At 60.7% G+C, this 17,303-nt stretch carries 11 protein-coding genes; 3 read left to right on the top strand and 8 right to left on the bottom strand.

All coding sequences use genetic code 11. The features are described from left to right. The 4 genes from bcsB (PFH44_RS03595) to bcsR are packed head-to-tail and all read right to left on the bottom strand — an operon-like array spanning nucleotide 1 to nucleotide 5,919. Complete coding sequence (gene bcsB, locus PFH44_RS03595) at nucleotides 1–2,346, bottom strand: cellulose biosynthesis cyclic di-GMP-binding regulatory protein BcsB (RefSeq protein ID WP_045853929.1); 2,346 nt, start codon at nucleotides 2,344–2,346, stop codon at nucleotides 1–3. A gap of 10 nt (nucleotides 2,347–2,356) precedes the next feature. Then, complete coding sequence (bcsA, locus tag PFH44_RS03590) at nucleotides 2,357–4,975, bottom strand: UDP-forming cellulose synthase catalytic subunit (protein WP_283824311.1); 2,619 nt, start codon at nucleotides 4,973–4,975, stop codon at nucleotides 2,357–2,359. Next, a complete protein-coding gene (gene bcsQ, locus PFH44_RS03585; RefSeq protein WP_045853927.1) occupies nucleotides 4,972–5,712 on the bottom strand; it encodes a cellulose biosynthesis protein BcsQ in 741 nt (246 codons plus the stop codon). Before bcsQ ends, bcsA begins: the two co-directional genes overlap by 4 nt. 18 nt (nucleotides 5,713–5,730) lie before the next feature. Further along, nucleotides 5,731–5,919 carry a cellulose biosynthesis protein BcsR gene (gene bcsR, locus PFH44_RS03580; RefSeq protein ID WP_071844861.1) on the bottom strand — a complete coding sequence of 63 codons (189 nt, stop codon included), beginning with the start codon at nucleotides 5,917–5,919 and terminating at the stop codon, nucleotides 5,731–5,733. A 167-nt stretch (nucleotides 5,920–6,086) separates the two neighbouring features. Between bcsR and bcsE the strand changes: the two genes are divergently transcribed. The 3 genes from bcsE to bcsG are packed head-to-tail and all read left to right on the top strand — an operon-like array spanning nucleotide 6,087 to nucleotide 9,513. After that, entirely contained in the window at nucleotides 6,087–7,643 is a 1,557-nt protein-coding gene (gene bcsE / locus PFH44_RS03575; RefSeq protein WP_283824310.1) for a cellulose biosynthesis protein BcsE, read from the top strand. Then, nucleotides 7,640–7,837, top strand: a complete 198-nt coding sequence (gene bcsF / locus PFH44_RS03570) for a cellulose biosynthesis protein BcsF (RefSeq protein WP_041143129.1) — start codon at nucleotides 7,640–7,642, stop codon at nucleotides 7,835–7,837. Before bcsE ends, bcsF begins: the two co-directional genes overlap by 4 nt. Next, the gene (gene bcsG / locus PFH44_RS03565; protein ID WP_283824309.1) at nucleotides 7,834–9,513 is read left to right on the top strand and encodes a cellulose biosynthesis protein BcsG; all 1,680 of its coding nucleotides are present in this window, start codon (nucleotides 7,834–7,836) and stop codon (nucleotides 9,511–9,513) included. Before bcsF ends, bcsG begins: the two co-directional genes overlap by 4 nt. A gap of 37 nt (nucleotides 9,514–9,550) precedes the next feature. On the opposite strand, the gene PFH44_RS03560 is transcribed toward bcsG, so the two are convergent. The 4 genes from PFH44_RS03560 to bcsB (PFH44_RS03545) all read right to left on the bottom strand — a co-directional run. Next, on the bottom strand, nucleotides 9,551–10,570 hold the full coding sequence (locus tag PFH44_RS03560; RefSeq protein ID WP_045853924.1) for a glycosyl hydrolase family 8: 1,020 nt from the start codon (nucleotides 10,568–10,570) through the stop codon (nucleotides 9,551–9,553). An 11-nt stretch (nucleotides 10,571–10,581) separates the two neighbouring features. Continuing rightward, complete coding sequence (gene bcsD / locus PFH44_RS03555) at nucleotides 10,582–11,058, bottom strand: cellulose biosynthesis protein BcsD (RefSeq protein WP_161795662.1); 477 nt, start codon at nucleotides 11,056–11,058, stop codon at nucleotides 10,582–10,584. After that, nucleotides 11,058–15,110, bottom strand: a complete 4,053-nt coding sequence (locus PFH44_RS03550) for a cellulose biosynthesis protein BcsC (protein WP_283824308.1) — start codon at nucleotides 15,108–15,110, stop codon at nucleotides 11,058–11,060. Before PFH44_RS03550 ends, bcsD begins: the two co-directional genes overlap by 1 nt. After that, the coding region (gene bcsB / locus PFH44_RS03545; protein ID WP_283824307.1) for a cellulose biosynthesis cyclic di-GMP-binding regulatory protein BcsB at nucleotides 15,107–17,303 on the bottom strand (2,197 nt) is incomplete at its 5' end. The genes PFH44_RS03550 and bcsB (PFH44_RS03545), both read right to left, overlap by 4 nt.

The raw sequence follows: 17,303 nt of genomic DNA, 5'->3' as shown, positions 1-17,303 counted from the left end.
TTACTCGTCATCCAGGTGCAGGCGACGACGGCTGACGATACGCAGCATGCGCCACAGTACCCACGCCAGCAGCACGATGCTGACCGCCGCCAGAATAGCCAGCAGCACCGGGTGGCTGGAGAGCGCAAACCAGATGCGTTCAAACCACGGCAGATGCCCGACATAATAGACGTCGCCCACCCGCAGGCTGTTGACGCCGGATTCACGCACCACCACCGCTGAACCAAACATCGCCGCTCGCTTACCGCTGTCGTTCAGCGCATCGTTGAGCAGTTCGTTGCCGCGGGTGCTGTCCGCCAGCAGCGCCACGACGCTGCGCTGGTCGTGATACGGCGACTGGAAGCCAATAATGGCCGCCATCGGTCCGGAAGAGGTGATGTCCGCGCGCGTGTTCGGCGTCCGGGCTTCATCATCGGGATAAATGCTCGGCAGCTCGTAGTGGCGCATCGGCATTTTCACCCAGCTTTTCGTCGCCTCAACCAGCAGGTTAATTCGCGTATCGTCCTTCAGCGCCGGTGGAATCGAGCCGATCAGCAGCAGGTCGGCGTCTTTGCCCTTAACCTGACTACCGTCATCGGTGACCTGGATATTGATCGCCGCCAGGCCGGTCTGGGCGCTGATGCCGCCAACGGACTCCAGCAGGGTGGCAACCTGGCCCTGAGTTGGCGTTTTCGGCACCACCACCAGGGTTTCGGCGAGGTCGGCCATCCGGCTATACGGGAAGCCCGAGTTGGCAAAGACCCGCAGGTCCGGCATGGTGATAAAGTGGTAATACTTCGAGAAATCAATCGTCGAGTCGTCGCCGATCACCGCGTGGTTCTGTACCGGCTGGAAGGTAATACAGTTATCAATTGAGCCGCCCGGCATCGGGTTCATGTACTGGAAATCAAAGCGCAGCTGGTTCATGGCGCCCAGGCGCAGCGCCGGAATGGTCACCGCGGAGTTACCGTCCAGCAGCCCCTGCAGCACCGGCAGACGGAGTATCAGCTTGTTGACGTCCTGAGAGCTGTTGAGGCTGAAGGACTGCAGGAACTGGTCATTCAGGCTGATGTCCATGCGAGAGCTATCTTTGACCGGCGGCATGGTGTAGCGATATTTCAGATTCATATCAATGCCGTTGGCGCGCAGCAGATAGAGATCCGGCGGCAGGTTGAGCGCCACGTTAATCGAGTCCGGCACCAGCCCGCTGGACTGCAGCTGCTGCTCGTAGGTTTTCAGCTCCGCAAAGGTCACCGCGCGATCGGTCCGCACCCAGTTTGGCGCATCGTAAGGTTTACGCGCCTGCAGCTGCTTCACGTCGTCCACCACCACGCTGTTACCGCGGAACAGGATATTGCCCTGCGCAATGCCCTTCGCCGCCAGCAGCAGATCCTTATCGTCACGGCCCAGCACCACCAGCAGCTTGACGTACGGGTTGTCCGGATGGTCAACCATTTCGATGGTCGGCGCGTTCACCGGCGGATGCTCGCGCAGGAAATCCGGGCGCCTGTCGTTGGTGGCAAAAACGATGGCGTTGCGATCCGGCAGCGCGTTGAAATAGACCGGGAACTGCTGGCCGCGCCAGCCGGCCTTGCTGCCAAACCAGGAGGCGACAATCGCCGCCGCCTGCTGCTGCCGCGCGTCCGGCGCGGAGGCGAAAACCATAGGTAAAGTCAGCGGGCGGTTATCCCGGGAGTCATAGAATGGCACCGGGAAATGGGAGAGATCGTTGCGCACCTTCAGCGACTGATAGGTCAGGTCCAGGTTGCTGTCGCGCCCGACGTCCAGCCACAGCGTGCTGCTGGCCGGGTTCTCACAAACGTCGCGATAGTGGCCGACAAACTCGAGGCGTACGCGGTTAAAGTCGGTGATATACAGCGGATCGATGGGGATCTGCGCGTGGACCTTTTTACCCAGCTGCTCTTTGGTGACCGGCAGAACGCCCATCAGCTCATCGTTGAGGTAGACCTTGAGCTGCGACTGCACCGGCAGCAGCGACGGCGACGGCGTATAGTCGAGATTCAGCAGCGCCTTAGCCACCACCTCGTCGCTGCGCATGCCGAATTCCACCGAGCCATCGGGACGCGCGCCGCGCAGCACCATGCTGCCCGGCGCCGGGGCGATTTTAGCAAAGCTCAGCTTGACGTCGCGGGTCGGGATATTTTCCGCCACCACCACCGGCGCGGCCGGATCGACGACGGTCGCCGTCGGCTGGTCTTGCGCAAGAGTGGGTTCAGGCGCGGCTAGCGGCGCGGCAGCGGTCGGCGCCGCAGTCATGGCCGCCGTGGGTTCCGGGTAAGACGCGAAGGGGTACCAGCCAGCCATTCCCACCGCCACTGCACAAATCAAGGAGAGTTTTCTTTTCATCGCATTATCATCATTGTTGAGCCATTTCTGGTTCCGAAGTTAGTATCGCCGCGGCGCGTTCGGGACGACGGGGAATAAACGAGACTATCCAGGCAACCAGCAGGGTAAGCGAGCGGAAAATAACCTTCACCGACGGCGGGGAGAACTCCGCCAGGTGACGATATCCACGGAACCCCAGTTTCAGGATATCCAGCAGGCTTTCCATCGGTTTATCTTCCGGGAAGCTGTCCTGCCAAAGCGCCCACGTATCGGCGCGGGCAAACGTACACTGCACAAAATCGATATGCTGCTTGTTGCTCAACGGCAGCAGCTGCAGGCCGACTTCACTGTCGTTCACGCGGGCTACCCGCGTCGGGAAGACGTACTCCTGCTGCCCGCGTTTAAGCAGCAGGTTGACCTTCTGCCCTTCCAGGACCTGCGCTTTACCGTGAATTTTGATCCCTATCCCACCGTCAGAATAGTCGTGGACGGTGCAGGAGAAGAGGTGGCCATCTTCGCGGGCAATCGCCGCCGGCATGTTCATTTCCACGCGGTGCGAGCGGCGGACCTGCTTGCTTTCCACCGACACCGCCACCGCGCCGCCGAGAATAATCAGGTTATAAAACACCCACACAATGCTGACCCACACGGTCAATATTTCATTTTCCGGGCCGTAGAAGTGGCGCCAGATACCGGCCGCAACGCCAACCAGGTTAAGCAGCACGAGATAGATGTAGGGACGAGAGATCACCCAGTCGACGTACTCGTCCTCTACCAGGCCGCCCTTCGCGGTAACGTTGAACTTGCCCTTATGCGGGTTAATCAGCGCGACGAAGGTCGGCGGCGCAATATACCAGGCCAGCACCGTTTCGTAGATTTCACTCCAGAAGGAGTGGCGATATTTACCCTGAATCTTCGAGTTGGTCAGGCTGGCGTGAATCATATGCGGCAGCACAAAGAGCGCGATCATCAGCGCGGGCGCATAGATGATATAGGCGTGCAGCAGTAAAAAGGCCAGCGGCGCGGTCAGGAAGATCAGCCGCGGAATACCGGACAGGAAGTGCATCATCGCATTGACGTAGCACAGCCGCTGCGCCAGCTTCAGCCCTTTACCGAACAGCGGGTTGTCGAGACGGAAAATCTGCACCATCCCGCGCGCCCAGCGGATACGCTGGCCGATATGCGCCGACAGGCTTTCGGTCGCCAGCCCGGCGGCCTGCGGAATACGCATATAGGCGGAGGTATGGCCCCGGCGGTGCAGGCGCAGGGAGGTATGCGCATCTTCGGTCACCGTTTCGACGGCAATACCGCCGATCTCATCCAGCGGGCCGCGGCGGATCACCGCGCAGGAGCCGCAGAAGAAGGTGGCGTCCCACATATCGTTGCCGTCCTGCACGAGGCCATAAAACAGGGTGCCCTCGTTCGGGGTTTTACGAAAACGCCCGAGGTTGCGTTCAAACGGGTCCGGAGAGAAAAAGTGGTGCGGCGTCTGCATCATCGCCAGCTTTTTCTCCTTCAGGAACCAGCCCATGGTCATCTGCAGGAAAGAGCGCGTCGGCACGTGGTCGCAGTCGAAAATAGAGACGAACTCGCCGTTGGCATACTTCAGCGCGTTGTTGATGTTGCCGGCCTTCGCGTGCTCGTGCGTCTCACGGGCGATGTAGTGCACTCCCACGTCTTTGGCAAACTGGCGAAACTCTTCCCGCCCGCCGTCATCGAGGATCCAGATATTCAGCTTGTCCTTCGGCCAGTCGATGCCCTGAGAGGCGTAAATGGTGTTTTTCACCACGCTGAGGTCTTCGTTATAGGTCGGCACAAAAATATCGACCGTCGGCCACTCGGCCATATCTTCAGGCAGCGGCACCGGCTGACGGTTGAGCGGCCAGATCACCTGGAAATACCCCAGCACCAGCACCAGCCAGGCGTAGGTTTCAGCGAACAGCAGCACCAGGCCGCACACCAGGCTGACGGGATCGTCCCAGTTCAGCGTCGAGGTATAGCGCCACCAGATATAGCGACAGGAGACGGTGAGCGAGAGCACGATGAGCATCAGCGCCGAGAAGCGCCCCGGAATGCGCCGCACCAGCAGCGCCACGCCCCACAGCAGCAGCAGGAAGATAAACTGCGAAATCGGGTTAAACGGCTGGGTGATGCAGAGCAGCGCCAGGATCAGCGAAAAACCCACCACCACGCTGAGGATCGCCCTGCGCAGCTTTGGATTGAGATGCGCCAGCTCTTTGTATTTATCCAGATGACCGGTGCGGGTGTTTACCCGCTCCGGGAGCCGGTCCAGCCACTGGGCATAGCGGCCGTGCACGCCTTCAAGGGCCACCAGCGAGCGCCAGTTGACCTTTTTCTCAGGCTCAGGCACTCGGGTCACCAGCAGCCATACCGACTGCAGCAGGTAGCGCAGCGGATCGAGCGGCCGCGGCCGATGGGGATGAATATGCGGGAAATAGTCGCCGTGCCTGGCAAGGATCGCCTGCCAGCGCGGCGTTTCCAGCGGCATCAGCGCCCACGCCAAGGCCGCCCACAGGCAGCCCAGCGTCGCCGCTAGCCACGAGGCGCCATGCTGGCGGTAGTCGGCGTAGCGTTCGCTCAGGCGTTCGGCAACCGGAGGAGCCAGCAGCAGCGTGCTCAGGCGCATCATTGCGCCTCCCGGGCGGAGGAGTAGTGCAGCAGGCACCAGTTGGCAAGGGTCAGGATCTCTTCTGCCGCCAGAGAGTCCTGCCGATACTCACCCAGCGGCTGCTTCGCCGCCAGACACTCCGCCATCGCCTCATCGCGATGGATGGCGATCGGCAGAATGCGCCGCTGGCTCTCCAGCCAGAGCTGATATAAATCTTCCTGCAGCTGGCTGCCCACCCGCAGATCGTTGATCAGAATATCGCGATTCGCCGCTAGCGCCTGCTGATGCAGGCGAATATGGCTGTTGCCGTCCGGATGCACCACCACCAGCGTACGGTCGCAGACGTCGAGCAGCGAGCGGGTCAGCGGGGAAAAATCGGCGGGTAAATCGAGCAGCACCCAGCGACGATCGCCCTGCTGGTCGAGCTGCTGCACGATAGCGGCCAGGGGATCCAGCGTCGGGTAGAGCCTGTCGAGGTGCTCTCTTTCACCCGGCGTCAGCTGACCAAAGGGCAAAATATCAATATGGGAGGTGTAGCGCATGCCGGCATCGCGCCAGTCGCCGCCGTCAATTAAGGAGCGCGCCCACCCTTCACGATGGCCGGCATCGACGTTGAAAAAAAAGCGCAGCATGTTATCCGGGCTGGCATCAACCACCAGTACCCTTTCCCCCAGCAGCTGTAGCGCCCAGGCGAGCGACGCGGCAATCGACGTTGTGCCCACGCCGCCACGGATGCCCTGTAATCCAAGAATAGCCATCGACGGCGTCCTTACTTTTTACTTTTTCTCTGCTAATTCTGCCAGTAGTGGCCAGCGTTTCAGCGCCGCAGCTAGCTGCTCGCGTCGGGAAATGTCGTGGTAATCAATTTCAGGCAGGGAAAATGCCCGGCTTAGCGCCAGGAAATCATTTTGAAAGGTATAACCCAGCGTTGCATCTGAGGGCACTACAGGCTCTTTTCCTGGCATTTCACTGTCCATTCAAACAACACATAAATAATAACCGAAGTGTACAAGGCCATTCTTAAATGGCCCTATATGCTAAGACCGATGCTCTTTAATTTCAATGTTAGGTTTACTCTGCCGCTTTCGCTAGTAAACTAATCCAGTATAAATCAGGGCTCGCGAGGGGCGTCGTGGATATCGTATATACTTTGGGTATTTCGTCATTATGGGACGAGGTCAGCCATATGCCCGTTGGCGGGGTATGGTGGCTCAACGTTGACCGCTATGTTGATGCGGTAAGTCTGCTCAACCATACGCTGGCCGCACAGGCTAAAGACGGCAAGGTTGCAGCGATCGTAATGGGTGAGAAACCAGGTAAAATCATTTCATTAGAAAATAACAGCGGCCCGGAAAAAATCGTGTTATTTACCCTGCCGAACCTGACGGCAGGGTTAGAAGAAATGCACCGTGATATACTCTGTTCGCTGGAACCTGGCAATTATCTATTTATTCTGCTATGCGCTGAAAATGCCTGGCAAAATATTAAAAGTGAACAATTATGCAAGTGGGTAGAGAAATCAGCGCGATGGACTAAATATCACAATTGCTCTTTATTAGTGCTTAATTCTGGTAACAATAATGATAAGCAGCTGTCCCCGCTATTATATCAGTATCGTTCTCTTTCCGGTCTCGCCAGCATCCGCTATCAGGGCGATAACTTCCTGTTCGATATTGCCTGGTGGGGCAGTGAAAAAGGAATAAGCGCGCAGCAGCAGCTGGTTGTTTTACAAGACGAAGCCGGATGGCGGCTGGCGCAGGAAGAAGAAACGATCGTCCAGCCGCGCAGCGATGAAAAGGTCGTATTAAGCAATTTACGCGTCCTTGAGGGCGCCCCGGCGCTGTCGGAATACTGGACGCTGTTTGATACCAACGACGCCGTGTTCAACGCCGCCAGAACGGCGCAGGCGGCAACTCTGCTGTTCAGCGTAACGCAAAATGTACAGATCGAGCAGCTGGGGCGCCATATTCACACCCTGCGCCGCCAGCGCGGAAGTGCATTAAAAATCATTGTTCGCGAACAGACACCCAGCCTGCGCGCCACCGATGAACGCCTGCTGCTCAGCAGCGGCGCGAATATGGTGATCCCCAGCGGCGCGCCGCTGTCGCGCTGCCTGACGCTCATTGAGAGCGTTCAGAAACAGAAGTTTAGCCGCCATATTCCGGAAGACTACGCCACCCTTATAGCCTGGAGCCAGCCGCTCAAGCTGCGCGGCTATCAGAAGTGGGACGACTTTTGCTCCGCGGTCTATAACATCATGGCCAACACCATGCTGCCTGCGGACAGCAAAGGCGTGATGGTCGCGCTACGTCCGGCGCCGGGCCTGCGCGTTGAGCAGGCGTTGACGCTCTGCAAGCCCAACCGCATGGGCGATATCATGACCATCGGCAACAACCGGCTGGTGCTGTTTCTCTCATTTTGTCGCGTCAACGATCTGGATACGGCGCTGAACCATATTTTCCCGCTTCCTACCGGCGACATATTCTCTAACCGCATGATTTGGTTTGAAGATAAACAAATCACGGCGGAGATTTTGCTGATGCGCGGCCTCACGGCGGATAAATGGAACACGCCGCTGCCTATTACGGTAGGCAAAAACGAGGCGATCAACGCCACCCACGACGGGCGCAGCTGGCGCCGGATACCTGAGCCGCACCGGCTGTCCACCGACGTGGAGCAAAAATCATGATGTCTCTTAGCGATATTATTCAGCTGGTGGTGCTCTGCGCGCTGCTGTTTTTCCCGTTAGGTTACCTTACGCGCCACTACCAGCGCCGTATCCGCACCACCTTACGATTGATGTTCTTTAAACCCCGTTATGTTAAACCGGCTGGCGTACTGCGCCGGGATGCGACGGCTAAGCAAGGCAAAGTGAATAAATGACCAATCCAAAAACTACCGCAACGCCGCTTCCGCTCTGGCAATACTGGCGCGGCCTTGCCGGGTGGAATTTCTACTTTCTGGTGAAGTTTGCTCTGCTGTGGGCGGGATATCTTAATTTCCACCCGCTGCTTAACCTGGTGTTTCTCGCCTTTTTGCTGGTGCCGCTGCCGAAATATAGGCTGCACCGCCTGCGCCACCTGGTCGCGATCCCCTTCGGTATCGCGCTGTTCTGGCACGACACCTGGCTGCCCGGCCCGGAGAGTATTTTCAGCCAGGGCTCCCAGCTTGCCGGCTTTAGCGCGGATTATATCTGGGACCTGGTGACCCGCTTTATTAACTGGAATATGGTCGGCGCCTTCTTTGTGCTGCTGGTCCTGTGGCTGTTTATCAGCCAGTGGCTGCGCGTCACGGTGCTGGTCTCGGCGATGATGATATGGCTCGCCGTCAGCCCGCTGCTCCCCTCCTTTACCCTGTGGCCGGCCGGCCAGCCGACGACGGCGGCGGCAACCACCGCAGTCATCACCGCCACCAACGCCGGGGGAACGGCGGCGGGCACTGCTTCCGCTAACGGCGATATTCCGCCGCAGACCGAACCGCCCACGTCCGCCAACCTCACCAGCTGGCTGAATGCGTTCTATGCCTCGGAGCAGAAGCGTAAGACGCCGTTCCCGCAGCAGCTGCCGGCGGACGCCCAGCCCTTTGATCTGCTGGTGATTAATATCTGCTCCCTGTCATGGTCCGATATCGAAGCCGCAGGGCTGATGGACCATCCGCTGTGGAAGCACTTTGATATCGTGTTCAAAAACTTTAATTCGGCGACCTCCTACAGCGGCCCGGCGGCGGTTCGCCTGCTCCGCGCCAGCTGCGGCCAGCTGTCGCACTCCAATCTGTATCAGCCGTCGGGCAGCGAGTGCTACCTGTTTGAAAATCTGGCGAAGCTCGGCTTCAACCAGCAGCTGATGCTGGGCCACAACGGCCTGTTTGGCGACTTCCTGAAAGAGCTGCGCAGCCTGGGCGGCATGCAAAGCCCGCTGATGGACCAGAAAGGTCTGCCGGTCAGCCTGCAGGCCTTCGACGGCTCGCCGGTGTATGACGATCTGGCGACCCTGAACCGCTGGCTGGAAACGGAAGATAAGCAGGGCGATGCGCGCACCGCGACCTTCTACAACATTCTGCCGCTCCACGACGGCAACCACTTCCCGGGCCAGAGCAAAACGGCCGATTACAAGGTGCGCGCCCAGAAGCTCTTTGATGAACTGGACAACTTCTTTACCGAGCTGGAAAAGTCGGGTCGTAAAGTTATGGTGGTGGTGGTGCCGGAGCACGGCGGGGCGCTGAAGGGCGATAAAATGCAGGTCTCCGGCCTGCGCGATATCCCAAGCCCGTCGATCACTAACGTGCCGGCGGCGGTGAAGTTCTTCGGTATGAAGGAACCGCGCCAGGGCGCGCCGCTGGTTATCGACCAGCCGAGCAGCTATCTGGCGATCTCCGAGCTGGTGGTTCGCGCCCTCGACGGCAAAATGTTTACCCAGGATAACGTGAACTGGCCGCAGTACACCGCCAACCTGCCGCAGAGCGCCGCAGTATCGGAGAACGCCAACGCCATCGTCATTCAGTATCAGGGGAAACCTTACGTCCAGCTGAACGGCGGAAGCTGGGTTCCGTACCCGCAGTAAAACGAAAAGGCCGCAGGGTTTCACCCCCGCGGCCCGTTCAGCCGCCGGTCGTTGCCTGGCGGCGGTCGTTCTTCGCCAGCCAGACCAGCATCTTCAGGCTGGCGGAGTAATAGTCATCCTGCGCGCTAAGCTGCGGATCGTCCTGCGCTTCACCGGTGGTCAGGTCGCGAACGGCCAGCAGGCCGCCGGTCATAAACCACGGGGCGACGTCGTTGGTATTGACGTTAACCCACGCCGGAGTCTGCAGCCGCGGATAGCTCTGAAACCAGCTTTTCCACGGCGTCAGCAGGGCGCTTTGCGGATCGGCCCAGTAGAGATAAAGCGGGATGCGAATCGCGTCGTAGCTCATCCGGGGCGGCCACTCCTTCGCCGGCTCCATTCTGCCGTCCGCTCTCAGCGCCACCCAGTCGCTGGGCAGCTGCGCCTTACCCCACGCCATTTTACCCAGCAGCGCCTTCCCGTCGCTCTGCAGCTTACGCCACGCCGTCAGGTGCGTACGCGCGGCAAAGGCCTGCCATGCTGGGAAAATAAAGTAGGAGGGATTGAGGTTGACGTGATCGTTGCGGTTGAAGCCCTTCGCACCGGGCAGCATCACCTGATGACCGGCAAAGGTGATGACCGTAGACTTCAGCAGCGACGCGGTGATGGCATCTGAAGCGATGCCGTAGGATTTATCACCCCACTGCTGCTGGGCGCGCAGCAGCGCCCACGCGATCAGGGTATCGCCGTCGGTCGCATCGTTTTTATCCGCAATAGGGTCCGGCGCGACGGGGTTGTAGCGCCAGTAAAACAGCCCATTGTCTTTATTACGCAGCGTTTTATCCGTCCACTGCCACAGCTTATCAAAGGCAGAGCGATCGTTTTTGGCGACCGCCAGCAGCATGGCGAACCCCTGCCCTTCGGTATGGGAAACGTTGCCGTTGCCGGTATCAACGATTCGCCCATCGGCCATCATAAAACGGGATTTATAGCTTTCCCAGGCGGTATCTGCCCACGCGCGGGGAAGCACCATCATCGTCGTCGTAACCATGACTGCGACTAAAGCACGCAAGGACATAAGTGCACTCGTTATGGATGAAAGTAGAGAAACTGAACGTCAGACACAGAAAACAGCCGCTCACGCTGTAACACAACGTGCGCGCCGCCGCCCTGCCCCCTCAGCCAGCGGGAATAAAGCCCTTCGAGTATGGCACAGAATGCATTACACCAGCGCACGCGACGCGCTTCGTCGCGGCTGACCGGCATCGCCCGATGGCGCAGCCGCAGCCCGTCGTCGCCGACGTCAACGCTGACTACTCCCCACTTGAAGCGGCTCAGCAGCTGGTTGATATTGGCCTCCAGCTGGCCGACCGTCTCCGATTCCGGCAGAGGATAGTTGTCCGCCAGCTCCTCACCCATCTGGCGCAGAAAGGGCTGACTCTCCAGCTCGCCCGCGTTGCTGAGCATGCCATCCACCATCACGATCAATAGATCGAACCATCCGGCAGGCGTCTGCTGCTGCTGAAACCAGGCCAGCGCCTCCGCGTTATTATTTTCCGTCATGATCAGTTATCTCCTAACATATAGCGGATATAAAGACCGGCGGTGCTTTCGTTGTAATCGCCGAAGGTGTCATAGCCTACCTGGCCGCCAAGCGTCATCTGTTTGTTTACCTTGTAATCCGCGCCGGCTCGCAGGGTGTAGCCAATCCCGCTCTTCGAGGTTGCCGAGTAGTAAGCTTCTTTGGCGAACCCGTCCGTTACCGCGGTTTCCAGCGTCCGCTGCCACTCGGAGTTGGTCGGGAAGTAGGCGCTCTTATCCTGGCTATAGGACTGGTAGCCCACCGAACCGCCCAGCTTCATCGTCCAGTTATCGTATTTCTCCGTCAGGTTGACCGGCAGCGAGACGCTCACGTAGTTTTGCGGGCTGAAATAGCCCCCCTGACCGTAGGTGAAGTAGCTCAGGTTTTTCGAGTAGTCCATGTAGCTCATGCTCAGGCCGGTCTGCAGCTGCCGATACTCGTCGTGGTAAGGCCGCAGATAGACCCCGGCGTTGGCGTTAACGCTGGTGTTGCTGGCGACATTTTCGCCGAGGTAGCTATAGCCCCCGCCGCCGACGTAGAAACCGGCGTCGCCGTCATCGTAGCTCAGCTGCAGGGTTCCGCCGTTTTTGGTCACCCTTCCCCAACTTTTACCGGAGTAGGAATCTTTCAGACCAACGTATGAAAGCAAACTATCCGTTATCGCCCGACGCTCACCGGTGAAAACCAGTGATAAATAGTTGGTTAATTTCGGTGACCATTTGACGCCACCGACGAGCGTGCTCAGATCCTGGCCCAGTGGCGTACTACCGATATCTACCCGATAGCGATCCCCACTCAACGCCATATTAAGCTCGACACCATTCGCATTTTGCGAATTCGTTGATCCGCTGGCCTGATCCACGCTGGGTTTCAGGCTGGAGGCCGTCAGGTATTCATAAACCTGTCCGGAATCATAGGCTTTCAGCTTCGCCAAATTCTCCATACCGCTGCCGGTCGTCGGATTGTAGTCCGACGCGCTTAGCGTCCCCATGCCGTTTAGCGTTTCAGCCCCCGGATAGCTGGCATAGAGCGTCTCTTTCTCAGTATCGGTCATTGCCGCGATCGCGGCTTGTTCACTGGTAGCAGTGGAGATCATATTCGACACCGCGTTCGCCAGCGGGTTACTGCCATAGCGTCGCCATGCATCTCCCGTTGCTGCACCGGCATTCAGCGTGATCGGCGTGACCGTGAAATCAAAGCGCGAATCGCCAAACGGCGACGAGGACCAGGTCAGCGGCGTTTTCATTTCCGTCAGCTTGCTGGTACCGGATTCGCCATCGCGCCCGCGCACCTCCATCCCGCCCTGCAGCCAGGTACCGGTTTTTTCCTGCAGCGACTCCATCATGGTATCCACCTGGCGGAGCGTGCGAGTCTGCGCGGTCTCTACCGGCAGATCGGGACGCTGGATCCCCGGCAGCGAGGTTCCGTCTCCCGTCGACACCTGCGCGACCTGCCACGGCATATACTGCCCGTAGGTGGAGGCCGTGCGCGTCGCCGTCGGGGTGCGGGAGACGCCCACGAAAGGGTTATCCGCCGCCAGCACGCCGCCAACGGTCGGCGTTTGCGCGCTGTTGCTGCTCTGTAAGCCCAGCAGCTTGCCGCGCGCGCTGCGCAGATAGGTCATCGCCTGCTGATGGTTACCCTGCGCCTCTTCGACCCGCGCCAGCAGCAGCAGGCGGTCCGGCGAATTATCCTGACGCAGGCCGCCGGCGAGCTGCTCCGCTCGGCCGCTGTCGCCGGACGAGAGCGCAACGTCAATCGCCCCGCTGCGCGCCGCCTGATCCGGCGTATCGCGGGTCATCAGGTAGTCGTAAACCACCCCGGCTTCTTTGTTCATTTTGCCGCTCTGGTAGAGGCGCGCCATCGCGAACATCAGGTCGGTATTTTGCGGGTCGCTTTGCATCGCGCCCATCAGCTTGTCGTACGCCGCGGCGTAGTTCCCCTGCTCGCGCAGATGATCCGCTTCGTTAATCACATAGCCATTACGAATGCTCGCCAGCTGCGTCGGCGTACTGCTGGCCTGCAGCTGCGGGTTGCTCAGCAGATTCTGCGCTTCGCGGGTCAGACCCGCCTGATTCAGCACCGTCACCTGATCGGCATAATCGCCGGCGTTGCCCGAGATCCCGCCGCTGATGTTGTTGCGTACCAGCGAGACGGCGGTCGTGACATCGCCGCTCTGCGCCAGCAGACGCGCCAGCTTGCCGACGTCCGCCGGCGATTTCGGCGGCGTAGCGGCCATCGCCCGCAGGGTGTTGGAGGCGGCAACCGTATTGCCCTGCGCCAGGTAGTTTTGCGCCGTCACCAGCTGCAGGTTGTAGTTCACCCGCTGATGGAGATCGCGCATCTGGCTGGTCTGGCTGGCGGCGGGAATACGCCCCAGCAGCGTTTGCGCCTGCTGCCAGCCGCCGTTTTCACTGGCATAAAGCGCCGCGGCGTACAGCGAGGTGCTGCTGGCGCCGGGACGCCAGGCCGCCGCCATCGTCGAGGCGGCCTCGCTCTCGTTGCCCGATTTTTGCAGCAGCCGGGCTAAATCAAGCCGCATCCAGGCGTCATCCGGGTAGCGGGATACGCCCTGGCGCAGCAGCGCGATGGCGCCGCTCACGTTGCCGCTGCTGGCCTGCTCCTGCGCCTGCCGGCGCAGCGAATCCCCCGGCATGCCGGTCACCACGCGCGGCTGCAGTTTTTGCTGCAGGCTCTCCGGCAGCGTGCGCAGCATCGCCTGCGCCTCCGCCGTTTTATTCTGCTCGCGCAGAACGTAATAGAGGCTCTCCCGCGCCGGGCCGTTTTGCGGCTGCTCGTTGAGCAGCGAACGCAGCGTCTGCTCGGCCTGCGGCAGGTCTTTGTTATGCCGCAGAACGTCGGCGCGGAACAGCTTCGCCGAGGTGCCTCGCGTCCCGCTCTGCTGGGCCAGCGGAGCGGAAAGCGCCAGCGCCTGGCTGATATTGCCCTGCTTATAGGCCTGCTGCGCCTGGGCCAGCTGGCCGTAGAACAGCGCATCGGCAGCCTGCTGGCGCCGCGCGGCAGAATCATCGCCGCCGAGATCCGCCGCCCGGGTCAAATACTGCGATGCCGCCTGGAAATCGCCGTTACGCTGCGCGATGTAGCCCATGCCGGCCAGCGCATCCGCATCCTGCGGGTTGGTTTGCAGCACCTGTTCAAACTGCTGCTTCGCGGCGGTGGTATTGCCGCTGTTGAGGTTGGCATACCCTTCCCCGCGCGCCTGGCCGCTGAGCCGCTGGCGATAGTAGTTCTGCACCTCGGTGTCCTGCGGGTGGCGCTGCATCCAGGTGTCGTAAAACTGCTGGTCGCCGGACTGCGGCCCCAGCCACAGCAGCGCCTGGCGCAGCCCGCTGTCGGCATCTTTGCTGCCGCTGGCCATCGGCTCCAGCATCGCAATCCCTTCCCGGCGGGTATCCTCACGCCAGGTCAGCGCTTTACCCAGCGCCACGCGCGGCGCGTTCTCCTGCGGATGCTGCGCCACGTACTGGCGCAGTTCGCCGATCGCCTGCGCATAGAGCGCTTTATCGCTGGCCATCGTCATGTAGTATTCGGCCGCCAGTCCCGACGGTGGGACGTTGCCGTTAAACATGCTGCGCCAGGTGGCGAGGGCGGCGGGCACGTTGCCGCTGCGCGCCTGCTGCCTGGCGAGACTCAGCTGCCCCTGCGGCACCTGGGTCATTTTTTTGGCATTGTCGAGCTCCTGCAGGCTGGCGCTGTTCGGCGAGGGTTTCGCCAGCCGCGCCCGCCACTGCGCCGCCGCCTGAAGATCGCCGCCCTGCTGCGCCCAGAGCGCCATCAGGTACAGGGCCTGGGTGTTGTTGGCATCCACCAGCAGCACCTTTTGCAGCGACTCCATCGCCAGCTCGTCGTGGGATTTTTCATGCCAGTAGTTGGCCTGAGCAAAAAGCGCCTGCAGCGCGGCATCGTTGCTCGCGGCAAGGGCATCGCCGAATGCGCCCAGCGTCAGCGCGCCTGACAGGCAGAAGGTCGATAGTCTGCGGGTTGCCCTGCTATTCATTTTGATCGCTCGTTTCATTGGCCATCCCCCGAACTCAAACGCTTGCGAGCATGCCGTTTAAACATGGCGGTTAACGCCAGGCCGATTATCGATGTGGCGAGAAGCCCGAGGATCGCCAGCAGGCCGGAATGCTGGTTAGCGTACCAGATAGCCATCATGTACCAGGGCATCTGCCCGCTTGGGAACGGCGTGCTGACCTGGAAGCTGCGTACGCCGTTATCGCTGGTGATCACCGCCGTATCGCCCCGAATGCCGGCGTTGATCCGCGGCGAGTCGAGGTCGCTTTTCAGCCTCGCGAGCTGATCGTCATTGCTGGCCATCGCCACCACCACCGTACGCCGGGAATTCCACGGCGAACGGTAGCTGATAAAGCCGCGCCAGGCGCTGCTGGAGGAGAAGTAGCGGTCGGCATCGACGCTGGCGGAGGTCCAGTCGCCGGTCAGCCAGCGCTGCACCTTCGCCCAGCCTCCCGACTCGCGGACGCTGAGCTGGTTATCCACCGGACTGTACGGAGAGTCCGCCAGCAGGCGCTGGTTAAAGGTTTTCTGGTCCAGGGCGCTGACCGCCAGCACGTCGCGATCCCGCAGGTACTGCAGGCCCGCGCCGCCCTCAGGAACCCCCAGCACTACCCGGTTGTTGGCCAGCGCCGTGCCGGTGGCGTTACCCGAACGCGCGGCCAGGTTTAACAGGGTCGCCACCTGCGTATCCGACGGCTGCTCCGGCAGCAGCAGCACGGTTTGCGAGTAGTCCGCCAGCCGCGAGAACGGGAACGAGGCGCCGACGAAATAGGAGAGGTTCGGCAGCAGCGAGAAGTGTCGCGTGCTGCTCAAATCAATCCATGAGTCGTCGGTAATGCGGCTCTTGATGTTGTTATTCAGCAGCACCGAGCAGGGGGCGTTATCCTTCGGCACCACGTTGAAGTAGAGCGAGAGCTGGTTATCCCCGTAGATCAGGTAAGGCGCCAGCGGGATGGTAAAGCGCTCCTGGCGGGCATCGCCGCCCAGGTGACGCCACAGCTTCTCCAGCGGCCCCTGCTTGTTCATCGGCAAGTTGTTCAGGAAGGTGTTGTTCAGCGTGACGCTCAGCAGCGACTTGTCTTCGTTGATCCAGCTTTCGGACGGGAAGCGGTAGCTAATCTGCAGGGGAATGGTTTCGCCATCCCACAGGTAGAGATCCGGCGCCGCGCGGAAAGCGACGCGCAGCGGTTCATGCCACACTCCGCTCACCGTCGTGCTTTGATCTTTACGCAGCAGCTCGCTGATTTTGACCGGCCGATCGGTTGGGATCCAGCGCGGGGCGTCGTACGGTTTACCCAGCGGAATAGCCTGCGGCTCCACCGTCATGCTCGCGGTCTGCGGCGCAATATTGCCGCGGGTCAGCCGCCAGGCCGCCGCGCGCAGCGCCGCATCGTTCTGCCCGACGATCAGCAGCAGCTTGTAGCTCGGGTTGCCGGGGTTATCAACAACCTGCAGCAGCGGCCTGTCGGTTTGCGGCAGGGTCAAACCGCCCACCTGGTCGCCCGGATGGCCGATGATAATGCCGTTTCGCTCCGGCAAACGGTCGCGCAGGGCGTTGAAGGCAATCCCGCGATAGTCCGCCTGAATACCCAGCCATGACGACAGCAGCGCCGCCGTGCTGAAGATATCCGCACCCGCGTTTTGCGGGTAGGCGACCGCGATATCCGCCGGGGTCATCTGCATGCTGTCGAAGAACGGCCGCGGGAAGAAGCTCAGGTCGTTGCTGATATTCAGCGGCTGGCTTTCCCAGCTAAAGCGCGAGGCGGGTAAAACGGTGATGCCGGAGGCGTCGCGCGCGTTGAGCAGACACTGCATGGCGTCGCCGTCGTTCACCTTAAAGCTTAAATTATTGCTCGAGACCATCAGCGCGGCCGGGATATCGAGCTGGAAGTGCGAGATATCCGCACCGTCCGTACCCAGCGGTACCGTCCCCAGCGGCTGGCCGTTGAGCATCAGCTGCAGGGTGGCGTTGCGGGCGGCCATCTCCGGAGAAACCCGGACGTCCAGCATCAGCTCAGCGTGGGTGACCACCTGATCGGAGGGCAGCGTAAAGCTCGCGCCGCCCTGCAGCTGGCCGCCGCTCAGCGTAATGCCGTCCGGCATCCCCATTTGCGCCAGATTCAGGCTGCCGCCGACGATCGGCGTTAGCGGCACCACTTCCGGGGCGGGGTTGCTGACCGGCGGCAGCCTGAAT

This window comes from Klebsiella sp. Ech2A, from assembly GCF_030078455.1.
Classification (GTDB): Bacteria; Pseudomonadota; Gammaproteobacteria; order Enterobacterales; family Enterobacteriaceae; genus Klebsiella; species Klebsiella terrigena.
The sequence above is the reverse complement of the archived record's forward strand: the minus strand, read 5'-3'. Positions and strand labels throughout refer to the sequence as shown.

What these genes read in the sequence shown, in the direction of transcription:
- bcsF (WP_041143129.1), top strand. Translation starts at nt 7,640, where the DNA reads ATGATGTCTCTTAGCGATATTATTCAGCTGGTGGTGCTCTGCGCGCTG.
- bcsG (WP_283824309.1), top strand. Translation starts at nt 7,834, where the DNA reads ATGACCAATCCAAAAACTACCGCAACGCCGCTTCCGCTCTGGCAATAC.
- PFH44_RS03560 (WP_045853924.1), bottom strand. Translation starts at nt 10,570, where the DNA reads ATGTCCTTGCGTGCTTTAGTCGCAGTCATGGTTACGACGACGATGATG.
- bcsR (WP_071844861.1), bottom strand. Translation starts at nt 5,919, where the DNA reads ATGCCAGGAAAAGAGCCTGTAGTGCCCTCAGATGCAACGCTGGGTTAT.
- PFH44_RS03550 (WP_283824308.1), bottom strand. Translation starts at nt 15,110, where the DNA reads ATGAAACGAGCGATCAAAATGAATAGCAGGGCAACCCGCAGACTATCG.
- bcsB (WP_045853929.1), bottom strand. Translation starts at nt 2,346, where the DNA reads ATGAAAAGAAAACTCTCCTTGATTTGTGCAGTGGCGGTGGGAATGGCT.
- bcsQ (WP_045853927.1), bottom strand. Translation starts at nt 5,712, where the DNA reads ATGGCTATTCTTGGATTACAGGGCATCCGTGGCGGCGTGGGCACAACG.
- bcsA (WP_283824311.1), bottom strand. Translation starts at nt 4,975, where the DNA reads ATGATGCGCCTGAGCACGCTGCTGCTGGCTCCTCCGGTTGCCGAACGC.